Source organism: Winogradskyella sp. MIT101101 (assembly GCF_047126865.1).
GTDB lineage: Bacteria > Bacteroidota > Bacteroidia > Flavobacteriales > Flavobacteriaceae > Winogradskyella > Winogradskyella ouciana.
On sequence record NZ_CP138982.1, the window covers coordinates 1,176,248 to 1,195,084 of the forward strand.

The following is an 18,837-nucleotide window of genomic DNA, read 5'->3' on the forward strand; positions in this document are numbered from 1 at the left end:
TATTTGGCGGAAGAATTTAATCATTAGCATCTAAATTTTGATCAATATGTTGAATTAGCCCTTTTGAATGACTTAAGGAATACTCCATTTCTTCTTTGGTTAGTCTAAAAAGAATACGTTTAAAATTACTTATCCCTTGAAATGAGGCTGCCAAGTGTGCGAGATCTATAGTTTTCCAGACTAAGGAATCAATAAGCTTACCTTGGTCGTGCAAGTCGGTAGAGCCAAAAGTGTATGTATCTACATACTGCGCCAACTTTTCCCTGTAATCTTTAGTAATACTCTCAACCATACCTTCTCGGTAAAATTTACCATTGTAATAATCTTTTATATGGGCTTTAAGGGAATCATTCATTACATCAATGAGTCCTGTATCATTTAAACTTTTATAGGCGTTGGTATTGTAAAAGATAGGATTGTTCCAGTTTGGGTTGAATTCGTTTCGAGTAATTTTCAATAGTGTATCAACCGTTGCTTTTGGCATTGCCATGCGCGCTCTTAACGATTCGTTGAGCTGATATTGATAATTTACATCTGGTAGATGATTGGCAATTAAAAGTGAATCTTGAACCAAATCGGTTTTTAAAGCTTTCAGTGCTTTACTTAAATTAGCAGTTGTTTTTCTTTCTTCGTTCCAGTTATTAATCTGAAGTGCAATAAGAATACCAATAACTACGAGGATGATTTCGCCTATGGCATAGAGCAAATATTTTGAAGTCCTATTTTCTTTAATCATAGATTGACGGATATGTCTGAAGAATTTAATCATTTTAAATTTTCTAATTCATCATTGATTAGCGCAGTACATTCTAGTATATTTTGCTCTAATTGTCTATAGTTATTAAGCATATACACTCTCAGGTCTTCATTCATTACAATGGCATTTTTGAATTCCACATCATTTTTAAGTGTCTCAAAATTGATTGGTTTTCCTAACTGTTCGCCAGCTTTGGCATTATTATCTTTTTTTCTGACCTCAATTCTGCTTAAAACAGTTGGCATTACAATCTGATATTGCATAGCATGGTCATCTTGGATTTCAAAGTCAATTACATTTTGATAATAGAAAGAATAAAGTTTTGTAATTGCTTTTCTTAAACTGTCATTAGTAACTATTTCTAACCCCTTAGATTTTAACGTTTCATAGGCACTATAGTTAACCACAGATCTTGTTGTATAAAGTAAGCTCCCATAATAGACATCTAATGAATCTGAATATGTAACATTGTGATTAAGACTATTTAAAACAATTCGACTTGCATTAAGCCTTGTTTCATTAAAACCTATATTAAATCTTACATCTTCTAAATCTGCTTTTAAATTATTGGCAATTTCATGGAGATACTTTATTTGTACCTCCTTGGTTTGCATGTCGGTATTCCAGTTGTTAAACTGTAACGCAATCAGAATCCCAATAACCACGAGGATAATTTCGCCAATGGCGTAGAGTAGATACTTGCTGAACTTACTTTCAGCAACTAAGCGTTTTCGTATATTTCTAAAGAGTTTAATCATCCTGCAATTCTTTATCAATAAGTTTAATGATGGAAACGATATCTTTACGAAGTGCTTCACTCTGTATTTTTGCAAACATGGAACTGGAAATAACTGTCGATAATTGATCTGCGAGTTTAGGATTGGCAAGAAATGCCTTTACATCAAAAGGATGTTTCGATTGGCCAAAATCTTTGGTAGTGGTATTATTTTTGTCCAATAACAGTGTTTGTACCACATCAAGTTTGTTCCATTTTGCGGCATTTAAATCCCTAACGGGATAATTCTCATATAAAAAGGGCATGTAAGTGTTTCGTAATATGAAAATCCATGCCACCTCTTCTTCAGTAACCTGTACAAGATCACTAGGCCATTTTGAAAGTTTACTTCTTAATTCTAAATTTTGGATAAGGTATAATCTTCCCCCGCTTATAAGATCATTTGTAATTGGATCGAACGTTGGTGATACCGAGGAACGTGCTAAATATATAGCCACAGAATCGAGGTTGCTAAGATTGGGGTTGTCGTGGTATTTTAAGAGGGTTGTTCCTGAGTGGATCATTGCTGTACGCATCGATATTTTTTCATCCAGCTGTTCTAGATTTGCTTTAAATTCTTCCTTAAGTTGCTTTAATGTATTTAATTCCTGGGTCTTTAGCTCGTTTTTTTCTTTCCACCCATTTAAAGAAAGGGCAATCAAGATCCCAATCACCAAAAGGATAATTTCACCAATGGCGTAGAGCAGGTATTTTTTGGTTCTATTCTGGTTGATCATAGATTGACGGATATGGCGGAAGAATTTTATCATCTATATTTTCACATTAGTTTTTAAATAATTATCTATTAATTTCTTGATGAGATTTCCTTTTTCAATTGCTTTTTCATAAAACTCCTGCTGGGTTCGCGATTGGTATAGACTACCAAAATTCAATCCCTCCATTTTACTATCATTTTTAATCTGCTCAACATCTAATAAGATGGGCTGTCTCTTATCATTCTTATAATAGTCAACCACTAAAGGATGTAAATTGCTTCCTTTTCTAATATATTTACTGTAAGTATTAAAATAGTGTGGTTCTATTTCATTTTTTATAAAGGTATTCGATATTTCTTCACGCTCTTTTACTCGGTCTAATAAGCTATAATATTCAGAAATTTGATTTTGAAGTTCAGTGGGAAAAACCGAATATTCTCCACTTAAAATTAACTTATCATAGGCTGTTCTATCATTATAAAAATTTTGTTCAAATAATATTTCGACCAAATAATTAGTGGTGAGTCTATCGTAAGGTTTTATTTCCTGAAATTGATGAGATAATAGTTCGCCTGCCGATATTTTAGCTGTAATGGATTGATTAAGCTCTTTTAGTTTTTGAATATCATCAGATACATTTTGTGTCAACAATTTTAATTGTTCTTTCGCAGATTGTTCTGTTTTAGATTGTTCATTCCAATTATTAATCTGAAGGGCAATGAGAATTCCAATAACCACAAGAACGATTTCGCCAATGGCGTAGAGCAGATATTTTGAAGTCCTGTTTTCCTTTACGAGTCGTTGTCTAATATGGCGGAAGAATTTAATCATTAATGTTTGATTCAATTAGTTTTAAAGTATCGGTTAAATAATCATTAAACACCTTGTAAGAATTAATTGCATACATATAATTTAAGGCATTGTTGTAAACTTCATTTTCAAATTCAACGCTCCGAATAGTTTTATTATAATCAATTTTGAAATTTGATTTGGCAATTTTTTTTAAGTTCAAATCGTCTTCAAAAAAATCTGGAACTGCCATATTTCTCAAAAGGGCTTTATTAGTTAATGATGGAATAAAGAAGTCAAATAAATAGTCTCTATAAATTACAATATCATCCTCTGTATCAGTCTGAAAATAAGACCAATTAGATAATTTATTCTTTAAATTCTTATCTCTTATCAAGTTAATGGATCCAGTATTTAGCATTTCATCAATTGATCCGGTTATGATATCAAGTGATTTTGTTTTATTAATAATATCATCTACTAATTGTTCAATTTCTGAACCGTCAATACTATCATCATTCCTAATAATTTCGAGTAAATTTACTGAAGCTTCATAGGCTTCCATAAAACTAGAAGAAGCATCATTAACATTATTAATATTAGTATTGAAGTCAATTTTAAGGCTTTTTAAAATGGCTTGTTCTCTGTTTCTATCTTTTTGTATTTCGTTCCAATTATTAATCTGAAGCGCAATGAGGATTCCTATAACCACAAGGATAATTTCACCAATGGCGTAGAGCAGATATTTGCTGAAGCGGTTTTCTTTAATTAATCGTTGACGAATATGTCTAAAGAATTTAATCATCTTTTATTTTTAATATCTAAAGTTTACATAATTTGTTTTTACAAGTGTCATCATTTTATTTCAGAATTAATTAAGTTTATAAGCTCTTCTATATCATCAATTGTATTAGAGTACGTCTTTAAACCTACCATTCTAAGGTGCTTAACGAAAGTCGTTAAATTTCTAAATTCTTTATTTTCTAATAACTCGTCGTAGCTATTAGGTGTTAACACAGATTTATCAGAGGATGTGTTGTATGCAAAATACTTGACTATAAAAGGATTGGTGACACTTTCCATCAAAGCCCATTCGGCACGATCATAATCGTCTTTAAGCAAAGGGAAGGTAGACTCATAGAGTGTAATTGTTTTTTCTTTGATCTCTTTATTTTGTATGGTCTCCACTCCTTTGGCCTTAAAGATTTCATAAGTTGTCATAACCATGTAAGGACTAGCCCAGGCGTTAAGAGCTCTAAAAAGCGTGTCCATATCCTTAGTGTATGCTATCTTATTGTCAATGTTGTAGATCATAGATTCCAATTGTTCTACTTTTAATTTGTTTTGATTTAAATCATCATCCATTATATTTCTAGTAATCACAAGATCCTGCTTTAAATCTATGAGAATAGCTTTCTCTAAACTGGCTAATTTTCTATCCTCATTCCAGTTATTAATCTGTAACGCAATCAAAATCCCAATAACTACAAGGATAATTTCGCCTATAGCGTAGAGTAAATACTTTTTGGTTTTGTTCTGTTTAATCATGGATTGACGTATATGGCGGAAGAATTTTATCATTAATAGGTCTTTATTTTTTTTGAGTTACCAAAAACAATTCCCTTGCGATTGATTTTAGCTTCAGTTATATCTGTTTTGTTGGTAAATTTTATAATGGCATCCAAATAACTAAAATAGATTGGATGATAAAAAAAACTATAAATGGAAGGACCAAATAGCCCATGACATCGCGTGCTTGAATTTTAATGCCTTTTCCCATGATGGGAAATACAAGCAATAAATAAAAGGGTTGCAACACATTAGATAGACTCTCTCCATAGGCGATGGACAAAGACGCTCTAGATACCATTGCTGTAACTTCGTTAGTTGGCAAACCTTCACCAATTACTTTAACGGCTTCAATAATACTTGGACCAACTACAGCGAATTCGCCACCTGCAGATGGTATAGCAAAGTTGATTACTCCACCAGTGAGGTAAGCGAAAAAGGGATAGGTATCAATGGTTGCAACAGAGGCCATAATTTCTGCCAACTTCTCCCCTAAACCCGTGTATAGCATAATACCCATAATACCTGCATAAAAAGGATATTGATATAAAATACCTGATACATTACTACTAGATCGTTTCATAGCAATGACATATCGCATCGGTGTTTTATGCAATGCCAGGCCAATCATCAAGAAAATGAAAATCATGATATTAAAATTCAATTGAAAACCATTGGTGTAAAAGTGATATATGATATAGCTTAATCCCATTAAAACAATACAAGACAGGAGCAAAACACCATTATTTAATTTATCGGAAACGGATTTATATGATAAGTTTAAACCAATTGCTTCATCCTTTATGGAAAGTTCTTTTTGGGCCGTTTTATCCTCTAACATATCCTCGAGTTGTTTGATGTTTTTCGTTTTCGGAATAAGAAGAATAATCATTAAAGGCGCAAATATTACATATAATGCCATCATAGCAAAGTTTAAAGCAGAGCCCAGTGTAAAAGTGGTTGGAATCATATCTGTTAAGATTCCTGCTTCAATTAGATAATTATTTTCTGTTCCCAACAGTAATGGAATAGAGCTAGAAAGACCTGTTACCCAGCTTCCACCACTAAAGTAAACACAGGCTACTAAAAAAGGGTAGTTTACACCTTTAACTCGGATTGCTAATTCTCTCGCTAACACACATGTAATAACAATCCACCCAAAACTTATAAGTGACAACAGTGTCCCTACTAATACCACCATGAGGTAAACTTGCCTTGGTGTTTTGAGGCGAATGGTCAATTTGTCTATGCCTTTATTTATAAATGGAGAAAGTGCTATGGCAAACCCTGTGATTATAATCAATACAATTTGCATCCCAAACTCTAACAACGAATAAAAACCATCGTACCAACCTTTAATGATTTCCATGGGTGAAGCATCTAGCCAGATAAAAGCAATAAATCCTGTAAAAATGGTAAGTAACATAGCGAATACAAATGCATTTGGCATATATTTCTCAAATAGTTTTGTTGATACTTCTCCGAATTTTGTGAGCATAATAGGTTGGTTTTTATTATTACATTAATATGTTTTAAACGGTATGTATAAAGAATTTAATCATCTGATGCTAACTCTTTGTCATTCGTGTTTATAATATCTTTACATTTTTTTGTTCTGTTCTGATTGATCATAGATTGACGTATATGGCAGAAGAATTTAATCATGATTCGTCGATATATTTATCAATGATTTCAATTAACAACTCAATTTTAGTTTTCATTTTATTTACCAACTGATTGTGCTCCTTTGTTTTATTTAACATCACAAAAAGTCCAGATAATACTTTGGGATCTTTATGTACCTCCATTTCTTCCAATGCGATAACATCAAATTCTTTTTTTGTTACATACCTAAGCATAGACTTATTTATCATTTTTGGAGCGACGTTATCGAGAAAACTTTGAGAAGTTATTATTAGCTGATTTTGAACACCATCTAGCATATTATCTGAGTAATATCGAGAAATTTCTTTTCTCAAATTATCAGATCTGATAATATCGATATTTCCTGTTGATGTGATATTGCTGAAAGCCACGTTTGTAGGCTCAAATAATGAATAATTGGTAACGATGGGAAGAAATTGAGAAAATTCCTTACCTAATTTGGGGTATTTATCCATTTGAGATAAATAATAAAATGATGAATCGATACTCCGTAATTTAGATCTATTTTTATCCAATACATCTTGTATCTTCTGCAGGTCCTCATTTAGATTTTCCCTTATTTCTATTAGATAACGATATTCCTTATCTATATCTTTTTTATTCGTATTCCAATTATTAATCTGAAGCGCAATGAGAATACCAATAACCACAAGTATAATTTCGCCTATGGCATAGAGCAGATACTTTTTTGTTCTGTTCTGGTTGATCATGGATTGACGTATTTGGCGGAAGAATTTAATCATTGGTATCTATATCACTTTTTTGCTCTCGTTTGTACTTAACAAACAAGCGCACAATGATTCTTAATATGAGCGCGAAAGCCACCAAATAGATTATTGTATTAGTTTCCATATGCTTTGTTATAATTGAATTTTATATTTATCCTGCCTTACCATCACCATCTATATCTTGTGATAAATGCGTTTCTAAGGCAATTAGTGTTTTTTTTAAGTAAGGCCTTTGTGTTGGCTAATTCTGTTTCTAACTGATCTACGCCTTCTTCAACACTATCGGCTTGTTCTTGTTGTTTCTCTAATTCGTCTTGTTGTAATAAATCCCAGAAGATTCCCATGGTTATATGTTTTTTATAATAATTGTTTAAAAATGCATTTAGTTAGATTTATGCACTTCTAACTCTATTTCAATCATAAATTCCGGAAGCGCTAATTCTTTTACACCAAGCCAAGAACCCGTTGGAAAATGATTTTTGTAAATTTCTGCTCTGTAGCCTGCAACCTCTAACATCTTTGGCATATTGGTTGTAAAAATGTCTTCTTTTACCACATCGTTAAATGTGCAACCGTAATGCTTTAGGATTTTTTCTAAATCTGCATAGCAATTTTTCATCTGTTGTTCTAAATCACCAATGGCAGTTGGGTTGCCTTCATCGTCCATACTTACAGCTCCAGAAACTTTAATGCTATTGCCTATTTTAACAGCGTGCGAATAACCATAGGCTTTTTCTACCTCTGGGCGCAGTAAAAAATACTCAGGGTTTTCTGCTTCGATAATGACCTCCTTTTCAACTTCTTTGGTTGTTTCTTTTTCTTTTTGCTCACAACTTTGAGTTGTAAAAGCTAAAGCGATAAACAGTGTAATTAAACTGATTTGTTTGCTAAGTGTTTTCATAATAATTGTTTTTAGTGCCTGGGTTGTTCGGTTTTTGGCTTTCCTTTTTTTTATGGTTTTACTTTCGTTAATTTTTAATCTCTCGTTCAATTAACACAATAGTCGAATCTACCTTGTCACTACAAGGATTATTTCGCCAATAGCGTATTTATGGTACTTACCTGTTTTGTTTTCACTCATAAGTTTGAATCTAATTTTTCTAAAAAACTTAATCATAGTTTCTGATTTTTCCGCAAGCGGCTATCTCAACCAAAGGTCTACCAGACCTTTGATTTTGCTTCATTTCGACTGCGCTCAATGTGACAGCAAAATGATGTTTCGATAATCTAAAGAATTTAATCATGTGTTAGTTTTTCAATTCTTGTTGTATTAAGTCTATAATTCTATTTGTATCTGCTATCAAATTTTCTAGTTTGCCAATAGCATCTTTATTAATCCAATAATGAACTGCTGCGTTGTTTATATATTCTTCTTTTTTTTCCTTCAAATGATCAGCGAGTTCTGATTGGTTTTGATCTCCAAATAAAAAAGCTGATGCAGGCTCAAACCGCATAATACTATTGTTGTAAGTAAAAGGCGCATCGTTAGGGAGTGCCCATTCCGTGCCGATTCTTATCCATTCTGCAACTTGCTTGTGCTTGGCATAATGTTTTACCAATTCATCACGCAAGTTAGAATTACGTATATCCTTTAAATTACCAGTACTGGATAGATCATCAAACGTTGAGGTTGAAGACGTAAAAATGGGATATATGCTTCCGTAACCAAAAAAATCGTTAGCTGCTAATACAAGCTTTTCATCACTAGAATTTACAGAGTTTAAAGCTAAAGAAAGGTTCTCTATCGTTTCAATTCCTTTTTCTAAGTCAGCAATATTGCTTTTAAAGGTGTTGACATCTTCTTTGTTTTCTGATAGAAGTCTTTTTAGGTAAAGGTTCTCTTGTTTTGCTGATTTTCGATTTTCATTCCAATTGTTGATTTGAAGTGCAATGAGAATCCCAATGACCACAAGGATGATTTCACCAATGGCGTAGAGCAGATATTTTTTGGTTCTATTTTGGTTAATCATAGATTGTCTTATTTGGCGGTAGAATTTTATCATATTATGCACTATTTAGCTTAGCTTTTTTAATCCATTCATTATTTGCTCGCGTAGCTTATTATTAATATCCTCAAAGACTAATAATTTATTTAAAGTGCCACCATTATTATCTTGAAAGGCTATTAAGAAAAAAGATAATTCTTCTATGAAGTTTGGATCATTAGGGTTCTTTACAACCATTTGCTCATCTTTTTCTATAAGCGATAAAAATCGAACTAAACCGTTTCTGTCATTAAAAACTTTGAGGATTGTTACTTCAATGTCCAGAATACTATTGCTCATTTTTGGCTGTTCATAATCGTAATATCTCGAGATTTCGGTAGTCAGCTCATTATTGGAGAGCTGTAATCCTTTAGATTTAAGTATTTCATATGCATTGTTAATTGGAAAATACCTTTCAAAGGTGAGTATGTCTACCAAATAAAATTTCAAGGAATCAGTATCTCTAGATTCAGAGCTAACAAATTTTTGTAGTTCGATTATGGCTGTTTTTGCCTTTTGCCGCTGTTCGATAATTTCCTTGACTAGAATTGCATCTTCTTCAAGATTTTTTAATACTTCAGTTAATACATAGCGTTCATCTTTCCGGGATTTTTGGTCTTCATTCCAATTGTTAATCTGAAGCGCAATGAGAATACCAATGACCACGAGGATGATTTCGCCAATGGCGTAGAGCAGATATTTTTTGGTTCTGTTTTGATTTATCATAGATTGACGTATATGACGGAAGAATTTAATCATGATTTAAGTCTTTATTTATTAACTTAAGTAATCTTACAATACGTTTCCTCAGCGCATACGCCTGTACATTAATTACACTGTTGTAAATAATACATGTGCTTGCAACTCCTTCGATTTCAGTTGCATTTTCTATAATAATCGAAGGTAAATCAATGTTGTTTTTATGAATAGCAAAAGATATAGTATCATTTTTATCTAATGCATGCTCAGGCGAATAACCGCTATTTAATATATAAGCGCCTACATTTCGGATTAATCTCTCTTTAATTAATACTGGGTAGTAATTTTGATTACGGAACAATTGCCAATTGTCTTCAATTTCTTGAACTTGGTAAACATCGGACGTCCAGTTGGAAAGCATTTCAGAAATACTGTCGTTGGTAATTAGCCTTAGCTTCCCGTTAACTATGATATCGTTCTCAAGTGGATCGAAGGTAGGATCTTGGGACAATCTGAAAAGACAGTATAACAGAGAATCATCTTCTATTTCTGTGGGATTATCTATATAGTTCAGCAATACATTACTGGCGTGAGTCATTTTATGGCGCATCGAAATCTTCTCATCTAGTTGTTTTAGATTTTGTGTGTATTCTTTATGTAGCTGCTTTAGTATTTTTTGTTCGGCTAAACGCTCTTTTCTGCTTTCATTCCAATTATTAATCTGAAGCGCTATGAGAATCCCAATGACCACAAGGATGATTTCGCCAATGGCATAGAGAAGATACTTTTTAGTTTTCCCTTCGGAAATGAAGCGTTGGCGAATATGCCTAAAAAACTTAATCATTGTTTTTAATTTTATGCATGAGTTTTTTAGCAACCTGTTGTCTCGATTTAATTTTCCCTAAAATATTATAGCTCCGACCTAAATCTCCTATGATATAATTTTCCATTTTAGGTGCTCTGAGCAACGAATTGTAATCGGCAGAAATGTTCCGTGTATCTTCAACTGATGCGATTTTCTGATAAAAACCATCGACATCTTCTTCGTTTATCACTAAAGCGCCAGTTTCTGCTGTCATATAATTTTCTGGTAATTGGTACATAAAAGGTTCATACTGGTTTTCTACAAATCGGGTTAAAGACTCAAATGTGTTTTCAATCAAAACAAAATCGGCATAATACTGTGCAAGTTCCTTCAAAAGGTCTTTCTCGTTAAATTCATTAAAAGCACCTGAGGATTTAGCCGAATCAAACGTGGTGGAATACGATGTTGGATTAGAAGTATAAAAAATAGGTTCTACATATTTCCCGAATTTCTCTATACCCATGGTCTTTTGTGGGTTACGGACGTAAGTAAGCAGTGTATCTAAATATTCAATCCGTTTTAAGTGAAAATGTTCATAATACTTTAACTTTTCTTCATCCTTTTGTAAATCCACTAAAACATTACTGTGAAAGTTTTTTTCATCGCGTTCAGTTTTGCGATTGTCATTCCAATTGTTGATTTGCAATGCAATCAAGATACCAATCACTACGAGAAATATTTCTCCAATGGCGTAGAGCAGATATTTGCTGAAACTGTTTTCCCTTATTAAACGCTGACGAATATGTCTAAAAAACTTTATCACATTACTCTATATAATTTGTTCTATTTAAAACTGGAAATAAATAAACTGCTCTCCACTGCCTTGTGCTATACATATCAGTACAAACAATATGGCCCAAACAATACCCAATACAACTGGTGGTGTTTTTAGGGATACCGCTTTCATAGAGGTGTTTCGCATTACCCAATGACAGATAAATAAAATGGTAATCACCGTGAACACTTTAATAATATCAAAAGACTGCAGAATTTTTGCACCATCATTCAACCCAAACATCGACGCCAACATATTCTTCGCGGTTTCGAATTCTCGTGCCCTAAAAAACACCCAAGTAATGTTAACACAGGTGTAAGTGAGTAATGCGAGTAGAACACCATTCCAGGTATTTATTTTTATATGAATTTTGTTACGCAGCAAGCGTTCTATAACCAGATAAATACCATGAAGTGCTCCCCAAATCACAAAGGTCCAAGCGGCTCCGTGCCAAAGTCCACCCAACAACATCGTTATCATTAATGCGGCATACATTCTGGTGATGCCATGTCTGTTTCCACCTAATGGAATATAGAGGTAGTCCCTAAGCCAAGTAGAAAGCGAAATGTGCCAACGCCTCCATAAATCTGAAAAACCTATGGCTGCATATGGATACCTAAAGTTATCTGGCAGAATGATGCCTAACATTAAAGCGATACCGATAGCACAGGTAGAGTACCCAGCAAAATCAAAGAAAATTTGTCCTGAAAATGCCAAGGTTCCCGTCCAGGCATCCAAACCATGTAAAATGGTTCGTGACCCGAAAACGTCATCAGATGTGCCAGCCAATAGCGTGTCTGCCAATACAATTTTTTGGAACAACCCTATGGTCAATAAAAAGGTTCCCCAAAGAAACTGCTGTGTCGTTGCCTTTTTTTCCTCGTAAAACTGAGTGATAAGTTCTTTTGCTCTTACAATAGGACCAGCAACCAATTGTGGAAAGAACGTTACATATAAGGCGAAATCCAAAAATGTGCGTGCTGGTTCTATTTTCCTTTTGTACATGTCTATAGTATAAGACATGGTTTGAAAGGTGTAGAATGAAATACCCATTGGTAAAATAATATCCATGGGTTGTGCCTGAAAATCCAATCCAACGGCATTTAACGCCGTTACAAAGTTTTCCAAAAGAAAATCACCATACTTAAAAAAGGCAAGAAAGCCTAAGTTGACAAACATACTCAACAGCAACCACATTTTACGCTGTCGTTGATTCTCTAAAACCGCTAATTTTTTACCTGCTGTGTAATCTACAATTGTTGAAATCCAAAGTAGAATGACCAAAGGTGGATTCCACATGGCATAAAACAAATAACTCGCTAAAAGCAGCATTCGTTTTTTATTGGTCCAATTGAATAATTTAGTATAGTACAACACGAGTACTATCGCTAAAAAGACGATAAAACTTAAAGAATTGAATAACATAATTAGTTGGTTGGTTTAGTTAGTGCATTATCTTTTACCATCTCTCGTGCCAAAACACGCGTGTATATATCCGCATCTTCCGCACTTAAATGTGACCATTCCGGACATACCATATCCTTAAGCTCATCGTAGTCCTCGTAATGATAGCTTTTTGCTCCCGTGATTTTCACAAGTTCATCGTAGAGTTTGTCTCTGGGAAAAAATTTACTTTCGCCACCTTTAAACATGCCACTAGATGGTGGTCTCACCAAAATAAGATTGCCACCACGTTCCATAAACTTTTTGGCATCTGCAGCAAAGAATTTGGTGGTTCCTTCTACATCTGGTGGAGGCCCTTCGCTGGTTATTATGAATTTCCATGCGTTTGTAATCACATTGGCAAATGCCGTATCTGTTGCTGTACGCTCAGTCATTCTCGTGTTTCTATCAATATCAATCGTGCCGAACTCAAAAAAAGGTGGGTACTGTGGTTTCCCAGTGCGTTCTGCAAGTTTCACGCGTCTTAATAGACCTTTGAGGTCAATGTTTTCATCCGCTTCTTCTTCATGACCAGACATCATGACTAAATTTTCTTGAAGCGGAATGGACAACCAATGATTAACGCGATTGGCATAAGTTCGCTTATGGTAGTGGTCCACTCGAAGTTGTGGTCGTCTCCATGGGCCTGCCTGAGGAAACGTAGTTGAAAAAAACAAAGGTGGAGTCACACCTACGATGACTGTTCCATTAAAATCCGTATTCTCCACAATGTCATGAAAAATTGGTAATGGCGAACTTCCTGCCGAAGCCAATTGAATTGGTCTAATACCTGTAACTTTTTCAAATTCATCTAATTGAATATCAAAAAGCACACGTGAAGATCCGGTTAAAACGACGTCGTTTTCTGTCAGTGAATTGACCTTGTCACGTTCTACTGCCCATAGATGTTTATTGTCATCTAATGTTGGTTCATAGCCTTGGGAACGCCAGTAGAGTTCCCAAGAAACTAACCCAATTGCACTTAGAACAAGTGCAACCAGGAATGAAGTTTTTAATTGCATAATGGTTGGTTATTGGTTATAGCTTGTTAGTAGGTTTTCAAACTACTAACTGTTATAAATATAGTCATTATATTTTACTGATAGCCAAATAATTGAATGACGCACAGTAATAATTAGTTCATTTACATTTTCTCAGAATCTGCCAATTTCTTTGTATCAGCATATTGTTGAAATCCAACAATCTTTCCATCTTTAAGCGTCCAATGGTGGGCTGCCTGTATGGTATAAGTCTTACCATTTTTCATTTCAAGTACATAGTGTAAAGTTGCCAACACTTGATTGTTACTCATTTCGTGAAGTTTCACATCTTTTAAAGTGAAGGATTTGTAGCGTTCCCCAATTCGAGCAAAAACACCGTTCAATACAGCATCAGGGCCAATGTAAGGGTTACCATCTGCCAGTGAATTACTTTCAGCTTCGTTCCACACAATCTCATCATCCATTAAGGCCAGAACTGCCGGAATATCTCCTTTTGAAAACAGCTCATAAACAGAATTAATAATACTAGCATTATCTGTTGTTTCGAGGTAGCGATAGCTTTTTAAGATTTTCCAATTCCCATTTACATTTTTTAGTGTATTTACAAATTCCCCTTTTAACACGCCTTTAGGCTCATTTGTTTTACTGTAAACAAATGTTCCGCTGACAAACATATGATCATCATCTAACTGTGATACATCAGTTGTTTCTAACGAAATAGTGAAGGTTCCGGAATCAAAAGTCGCTTTATATTGATTCTTAATATTCTCCAATCCATTAATCATAGTCGCATCAGAATTTCTAATAGAAGCATTCTCCGTGTACAATTTATCTATGTTTTCAAGATTAGAATTGTTAATCATTTCTATGTACAGTTGATGCATCTTTTCTACATCAGCTTTTACATCTTGGGCATTGCAATTATATGTTGATATACTCAACAGTAATAGCATTACAATAATGGTTTTTAATGGTTTCATAATATTTATATTTAATTGGTTAATAGAATTTTCAGATTATTGTTTTACTCATCTTTTTCAGATTCAGAAATAAATTTCATGCCATCATAAAAAGCTGCATATGGTACATGTCCTGCATTCTCATAAGTTTTATATTTAAATTTCACCTGATCTCCCAAAGCAGATTTTATTTTTTTTGAAAAATCTACCATAGACTGATGGATTTCTTGTTTCGGGTCCAATGGATCGGACAAAGAATTAGCGACAAACAACGTTTTGCCATTATAGGTTTCTTTGTTGTTGAATGCACTTTCTCTCAGTTCGGTAAAATAATCATCCATATCTGCAAACCAACCAGCACATGTACCAATGTAACTGTTGAACAATTCTGGCTTTGTCAAAAAAGCGTACATCACAAATAGGCCACTAAGGGATCTACCACGTATGGTGCGTTCTTCGGAAGTTCTATAATTAGTTTCGATATATGGAATCAATTCTTCACCCAAAAACGACAAAAAGTTATGTGCTTGTGGGTTTTCAACTTTATAGGATGGTCTGCTCAATGGCATCATATCTCTATCCCGATTGGTATTAGAGACGGCCACAATAATCAATTCTAGCTTTAAATTATACGTTACCAGTCGTGCATCGATAAGATTATTCTCACTGCCATCCAAAAGGTATAGAACAGGATAACTTTTGCCTGTTGCTTCATAGTCATCTGGAAGTGTAACAACAAGATTTCTAGTCTCATCTAAGATGTTTGAATACAAACTGTCTTTGTGACCAATCTTTACGGTTACATCTTGCGAATACCCAACGTTAGAAACCAGCATGAGAAGACTTACAAGCAATACACCAATGATTTTCATAACCAATTTGATTCTTATTATTTTTTTAGCATCAGCAAGATATCGTCTATCATCATAGTAGTCAATCACATCTTAATGTGAAATCCAACGCTATCATTTTGTATATTTGGGTATTAGCTATTAACCAACATTAATACCTTGAGGTCATTTTTAAATTCTTTATTTGGACTCTTGAGTCTTTTTCTGTGCTTAATACATTTGCAGATTGATGCTCAAAATCCATCCCAAATCGATGTGCTCACAACAGAAGATGGGTTGTTATTTAGAGACGTTTCTGATGTAGTACAAGACAATAAGGGACTGCTCTGGATTGGCACAGCACAAGGCCTGAATCGCTATGACGGTCAATATTTTAAAGCCTACACCAGCGATATACAGAATCCGTTTTTTATTGAAGAAGATTTTATAAAGTCCAATATGCTCTACAACGAATTGGACAATTCTGTATGGTTTTTGGCCAACGACAAATTATTTCAACTTGATATAGCCACAGATTCCATACATTCCTACAATGGGAATCATAACCTAAAAGGGCAGGTATTGGATATTTTTAAAGCTCCAGATGATTCCATTTGGGCGATTACCGATGATTACTGGAATGTTGAAAAAGGAAAGGCTAAGCAATATCTTCAAAAGTTTGAAGATGGCAAATTTAAAATTGTGGTTTCAGTGGATAGATATAAGCGTGGCTTTAATCAATTAATTTCTGATGCTGAAGGTTCTATCTGGTGGACAACCACAAGAGGCACCAATAAATATACACTAGAAGGCGAATTGCTTGAAAGTCATGTACTGGACACCTACAACTGGAATGGTGACCTCATACATTACGTTCCACAGTTTGTTAGTAGTAATAATACCCATTATTATTTTCCATCCTCACGAGGTGGTATCGCTATTTTTGATTCGACTTTAAAAACCTCAAAATTTATTTTCAATACGGACGATATCATTAGGCGTGCTATTGAGGATCAAGACCATAATATCTGGTTTGCTGGCAACAAGACCTTGTATCGTATGGATACCAAAGGACATTTTGGCGATTATACCGAATTGCTCAAATCAAAACTAGACTATTCAACAATTAACAATCTGTTTATAGACAAAAACGGATTGTTATGGGTGGCAACCGACAATGGTTTGTTTAAGGTAAAAACCGAAAAACAGTTGTTTTCCAATCTTTTTAAATCAGAAAAGGAAGGCTGGGGAAATTCCATGCGAGGTATTTTTGAGGGTGCAGATGGACGTATTTTTAGCCTTTGTGAAAGCAAGCACCAACTTTGGTATCAAACAAAAAATGGTGAAATAGATTCCTTACCCTTAAAAACTGAAAACGGGAAGCCGTTGTCACTAATGTACGACTCCAGTTTTTTATTTACGGATAATACAAAAACCTATGCTTATGCAGCTGGCAGAGGTATTTATAAGATAAATTAAAAAAACAGGTCAAACTAAAGTATACAGTCAATTTAGCAACCATAATAAAGTCTACGGACCCAATGCTTTAATAAAACTGAATGATGGACGTTTGTTGTTTGGATATACTTTAGAATTTCTCACAGTATTTAATCCAAAAACTGAAGAAAGTTACTCCGTTTTTAAGAATCTCAATGAACAAAACAATATCGCAGATCTTCAATTTTTTGAAGAAAGTAGGGACGAGAATTGCATCTGGATTGGCACCAAGAACGACGGTATTTTAAAAATAAACCTCAACGGAACCATCTTAAAATCCTACAATTCCAATACGACTCCAAAACTCGGCAAACATCATGTACTTTGCCTAAAAGAAGATAACGATGGTAGTATTTGGGTTGGGACTTATGGTGGTGGACTTAGTCATATTTCTGCCGATGGAAAAACGTTAACCAACTTCACCAAAATTAATGGTTTGCCAGATGACAACGTTGTTGGTATCATTCCAGATGGAAATAATAAATTGTGGATTAGCACGTACAACGGATTAGCCTTATTTGATAAAACCGCCAAAGAATTTAAGAATTTTTATACCGAAGATGGGTTATCGCATAATGAGTTCAACTATTCGTCCTTTTTTAAAGATAGTGAAGGCCTCTACTATTTTGGTGGGATGAATGGCATCAACGTTTTTAACCCTAAAACATTGGAAGAATCGGTAAGACCACCAGCGATTCAATTCTTGGGCATTTCAGGTTATAACAGCAGAACCAAAGAAAGTTATGAAAAGGATTATGCCCAAACGGAATTACAAGAGTTTACAGCATCACCATACGATCAATATTTTGAGGTTAGTTGGTCTTTACCAAGTTATTTTCAGAATAATAAAAACACCTTTAGTACCAAATTAGAAGGCTTTGAAGATCGTTGGTTTTATCAAGGCAATGCAACCTCAGTCAGATATAATAAGTTACCCGCTGGTGATTATGTATTAAAAGTGAAAGGCGCAGATTCTAGAGGAAGTGAAAGTGCAAATATTTTGTCCATTCCTATAACCGTAAAACAAATTTTTTATAAACGTTGGTGGTTCATTGTTTTAGTGCTGCTGGTTGTCTCCGCATTTGTTTATGCCATATTTAGATACCGTTTACAGCAAGCATTGGCTATGGAACGTCTACGCACAAAAATCTCTAGCGATTTACATGATGATGTCGGTTCGTTACTTTCAGGTCTAGCGATGCAAACTGAACTTATGGAAGCTACAGCAAGCGAGGCTGATAGAACCAGACTCCATAAAATAGCTACGATAAGCCGAAATGCCGTGTCACAAATGCGCGATCTGGTCTGGAGTATTGACAGCAGACGCGAAACTATTGCTGATTTAATTGAGCGTATGAGAGAATTGGCCGAGGAATTATTGTTGCCCAAAGACATTGCCTTTGAGATAGACGCATCTAGCATCAAAAATTTAGACAAGAAACTACCAGCACAAACCAAACAGCATATTTTTTTAATTTTTAAAGAAGCCATCAATAACATCGTTAGACATTCTGATGCTGATTTTGTTGAAATTTACTTAACCAATCGCTCAAAAGGCTGTCAACTTATTATTAAGGATAATGGTAGCGAAAAAACGACTTATAAATCCTCTGGATTAGGCTTATCTAATATGGCCATGCGTGCTGAAAAATTAAAAGGAACACTTAATTTAAAAAACGGTAATGGTTTTGAAGTCTGCTTGGATTTACCTTTTAATATGTAATATCACATCTTAATGTGATTTTAAGTATCGTATAATGTACTAACTTTATGCCTTTACAAGC

At 34.3% G+C, this 18,837-nt stretch carries 21 protein-coding genes; 2 read left to right on the forward strand and 19 right to left on the reverse strand.

The window, feature by feature from the left end; genetic code table 11:
• Positions 1–16 precede the first annotated feature (16 nt).
• The 19 genes from SIB89_RS05485 to SIB89_RS05575 form a co-directional block, all read right to left on the reverse strand.
• On the reverse strand, positions 17–769 hold the full coding sequence (locus tag SIB89_RS05485) for a DUF6090 family protein (RefSeq protein WP_412561484.1): 753 nt from the start codon (positions 767–769) through the stop codon (positions 17–19).
• The gene (locus tag SIB89_RS05490) at positions 766–1,515 is read right to left on the reverse strand and encodes a DUF6090 family protein (protein ID WP_412561485.1); all 750 of its coding nucleotides are present in this window, start codon (positions 1,513–1,515) and stop codon (positions 766–768) included. The genes SIB89_RS05485 and SIB89_RS05490 overlap by 4 nt, the downstream gene beginning before the upstream one ends.
• The gene (locus SIB89_RS05495; protein ID WP_155089885.1) at positions 1,508–2,302 is read right to left on the reverse strand and encodes a DUF6090 family protein; all 795 of its coding nucleotides are present in this window, start codon (positions 2,300–2,302) and stop codon (positions 1,508–1,510) included. The genes SIB89_RS05490 and SIB89_RS05495 overlap by 8 nt, the downstream gene beginning before the upstream one ends.
• A complete protein-coding gene (locus SIB89_RS05500) occupies positions 2,303–3,079 on the reverse strand; it encodes a DUF6090 family protein (RefSeq protein ID WP_412561486.1) in 777 nt (258 codons plus the stop codon).
• Complete coding sequence (locus SIB89_RS05505) at positions 3,072–3,842, reverse strand: DUF6090 family protein (RefSeq protein WP_412561487.1); 771 nt, start codon at positions 3,840–3,842, stop codon at positions 3,072–3,074. Before SIB89_RS05505 ends, SIB89_RS05500 begins: the two co-directional genes overlap by 8 nt.
• A gap of 50 nt (positions 3,843–3,892) precedes the next feature.
• On the reverse strand, positions 3,893–4,618 hold the full coding sequence (locus SIB89_RS05510) for a DUF6090 family protein (RefSeq protein WP_412561488.1): 726 nt from the start codon (positions 4,616–4,618) through the stop codon (positions 3,893–3,895).
• Between the two features lie 88 nt (positions 4,619–4,706).
• Positions 4,707–6,104, reverse strand: a complete 1,398-nt coding sequence (locus SIB89_RS05515) for a short-chain fatty acid transporter (RefSeq protein WP_412561489.1) — start codon at positions 6,102–6,104, stop codon at positions 4,707–4,709.
• Positions 6,105–6,267: 163 nt separating this feature from the next.
• Positions 6,268–7,014 carry a DUF6090 family protein gene (locus tag SIB89_RS05520; protein WP_412561490.1) on the reverse strand — a complete coding sequence of 249 codons (747 nt, stop codon included), beginning with the start codon at positions 7,012–7,014 and terminating at the stop codon, positions 6,268–6,270.
• Between the two features lie 152 nt (positions 7,015–7,166).
• Positions 7,167–7,343 (reverse strand): hypothetical protein, encoded by a 177-nt coding sequence (locus SIB89_RS05525; protein WP_412561491.1) that lies wholly within the window; start codon positions 7,341–7,343, stop codon positions 7,167–7,169.
• Positions 7,344–7,381: 38 nt separating this feature from the next.
• Complete coding sequence (locus SIB89_RS05530; RefSeq protein ID WP_155089892.1) at positions 7,382–7,900, reverse strand: RidA family protein; 519 nt, start codon at positions 7,898–7,900, stop codon at positions 7,382–7,384.
• 208 nt (positions 7,901–8,108) lie between these two features.
• Positions 8,109–8,243 carry a hypothetical protein gene (locus SIB89_RS05535; protein ID WP_412561492.1) on the reverse strand — a complete coding sequence of 45 codons (135 nt, stop codon included), beginning with the start codon at positions 8,241–8,243 and terminating at the stop codon, positions 8,109–8,111.
• A 3-nt stretch (positions 8,244–8,246) separates the two neighbouring features.
• Entirely contained in the window at positions 8,247–9,002 is a 756-nt protein-coding gene (locus SIB89_RS05540; RefSeq protein ID WP_412561493.1) for a DUF6090 family protein, read from the reverse strand.
• Positions 9,003–9,014: 12 nt separating this feature from the next.
• Positions 9,015–9,743, reverse strand: a complete 729-nt coding sequence (locus tag SIB89_RS05545; protein WP_412561494.1) for a DUF6090 family protein — start codon at positions 9,741–9,743, stop codon at positions 9,015–9,017.
• Positions 9,736–10,527, reverse strand: a complete 792-nt coding sequence (locus SIB89_RS05550) for a DUF6090 family protein (protein WP_412561495.1) — start codon at positions 10,525–10,527, stop codon at positions 9,736–9,738. The genes SIB89_RS05545 and SIB89_RS05550 overlap by 8 nt, the downstream gene beginning before the upstream one ends.
• On the reverse strand, positions 10,520–11,311 hold the full coding sequence (locus SIB89_RS05555; protein ID WP_412561496.1) for a DUF6090 family protein: 792 nt from the start codon (positions 11,309–11,311) through the stop codon (positions 10,520–10,522). Before SIB89_RS05555 ends, SIB89_RS05550 begins: the two co-directional genes overlap by 8 nt.
• A 24-nt stretch (positions 11,312–11,335) precedes the next feature.
• Positions 11,336–12,748 (reverse strand): MBOAT family O-acyltransferase, encoded by a 1,413-nt coding sequence (locus SIB89_RS05560; protein ID WP_412561497.1) that lies wholly within the window; start codon positions 12,746–12,748, stop codon positions 11,336–11,338.
• A 2-nt stretch (positions 12,749–12,750) separates the two neighbouring features.
• Positions 12,751–13,788 carry a hypothetical protein gene (locus SIB89_RS05565; protein ID WP_412561498.1) on the reverse strand — a complete coding sequence of 346 codons (1,038 nt, stop codon included), beginning with the start codon at positions 13,786–13,788 and terminating at the stop codon, positions 12,751–12,753.
• Positions 13,789–13,910: 122 nt separating this feature from the next.
• Positions 13,911–14,747, reverse strand: a complete 837-nt coding sequence (locus SIB89_RS05570; protein WP_412561499.1) for a nuclear transport factor 2 family protein — start codon at positions 14,745–14,747, stop codon at positions 13,911–13,913.
• Positions 14,748–14,791: 44 nt separating this feature from the next.
• A complete protein-coding gene (locus SIB89_RS05575; protein WP_412561500.1) occupies positions 14,792–15,598 on the reverse strand; it encodes an alpha/beta hydrolase in 807 nt (268 codons plus the stop codon).
• 138 nt (positions 15,599–15,736) lie between these two features.
• Between SIB89_RS05575 and SIB89_RS05580 the strand changes: the two genes are divergently transcribed.
• Entirely contained in the window at positions 15,737–17,035 is a 1,299-nt protein-coding gene (locus SIB89_RS05580; RefSeq protein ID WP_412561501.1) for a two-component regulator propeller domain-containing protein, read from the forward strand.
• Between the two features lie 94 nt (positions 17,036–17,129).
• On the forward strand, positions 17,130–18,776 hold the full coding sequence (locus SIB89_RS05585; protein WP_412561502.1) for a two-component regulator propeller domain-containing protein: 1,647 nt from the start codon (positions 17,130–17,132) through the stop codon (positions 18,774–18,776).
• Positions 18,777–18,837 lie beyond the last annotated feature (61 nt).

Bases quoted from the DNA above. Each gene is read 5' to 3' on its own strand.
- SIB89_RS05485 (WP_412561484.1), bottom strand. From the start codon at position 769: ATGATTAAATTCTTCAGACATATCCGTCAATCTATGATTAAAGAAAAT.
- SIB89_RS05490 (WP_412561485.1), bottom strand. From the start codon at position 1,515: ATGATTAAACTCTTTAGAAATATACGAAAACGCTTAGTTGCTGAAAGT.
- SIB89_RS05495 (WP_155089885.1), bottom strand. From the start codon at position 2,302: ATGATAAAATTCTTCCGCCATATCCGTCAATCTATGATCAACCAGAAT.
- SIB89_RS05500 (WP_412561486.1), bottom strand. From the start codon at position 3,079: ATGATTAAATTCTTCCGCCATATTAGACAACGACTCGTAAAGGAAAAC.
- SIB89_RS05505 (WP_412561487.1), bottom strand. From the start codon at position 3,842: ATGATTAAATTCTTTAGACATATTCGTCAACGATTAATTAAAGAAAAC.
- SIB89_RS05510 (WP_412561488.1), bottom strand. From the start codon at position 4,618: ATGATAAAATTCTTCCGCCATATACGTCAATCCATGATTAAACAGAAC.
- SIB89_RS05515 (WP_412561489.1), bottom strand. From the start codon at position 6,104: ATGCTCACAAAATTCGGAGAAGTATCAACAAAACTATTTGAGAAATAT.
- SIB89_RS05520 (WP_412561490.1), bottom strand. From the start codon at position 7,014: ATGATTAAATTCTTCCGCCAAATACGTCAATCCATGATCAACCAGAAC.
- SIB89_RS05525 (WP_412561491.1), bottom strand. From the start codon at position 7,343: ATGGGAATCTTCTGGGATTTATTACAACAAGACGAATTAGAGAAACAA.
- SIB89_RS05530 (WP_155089892.1), bottom strand. From the start codon at position 7,900: ATGAAAACACTTAGCAAACAAATCAGTTTAATTACACTGTTTATCGCT.
- SIB89_RS05535 (WP_412561492.1), bottom strand. From the start codon at position 8,243: ATGATTAAATTCTTTAGATTATCGAAACATCATTTTGCTGTCACATTG.
- SIB89_RS05540 (WP_412561493.1), bottom strand. From the start codon at position 9,002: ATGATAAAATTCTACCGCCAAATAAGACAATCTATGATTAACCAAAAT.
- SIB89_RS05545 (WP_412561494.1), bottom strand. From the start codon at position 9,743: ATGATTAAATTCTTCCGTCATATACGTCAATCTATGATAAATCAAAAC.
- SIB89_RS05550 (WP_412561495.1), bottom strand. From the start codon at position 10,527: ATGATTAAGTTTTTTAGGCATATTCGCCAACGCTTCATTTCCGAAGGG.
- SIB89_RS05560 (WP_412561497.1), bottom strand. From the start codon at position 12,748: ATGTTATTCAATTCTTTAAGTTTTATCGTCTTTTTAGCGATAGTACTC.
- SIB89_RS05565 (WP_412561498.1), bottom strand. From the start codon at position 13,788: ATGCAATTAAAAACTTCATTCCTGGTTGCACTTGTTCTAAGTGCAATT.
- SIB89_RS05570 (WP_412561499.1), bottom strand. From the start codon at position 14,747: ATGAAACCATTAAAAACCATTATTGTAATGCTATTACTGTTGAGTATA.
- SIB89_RS05575 (WP_412561500.1), bottom strand. From the start codon at position 15,598: ATGAAAATCATTGGTGTATTGCTTGTAAGTCTTCTCATGCTGGTTTCT.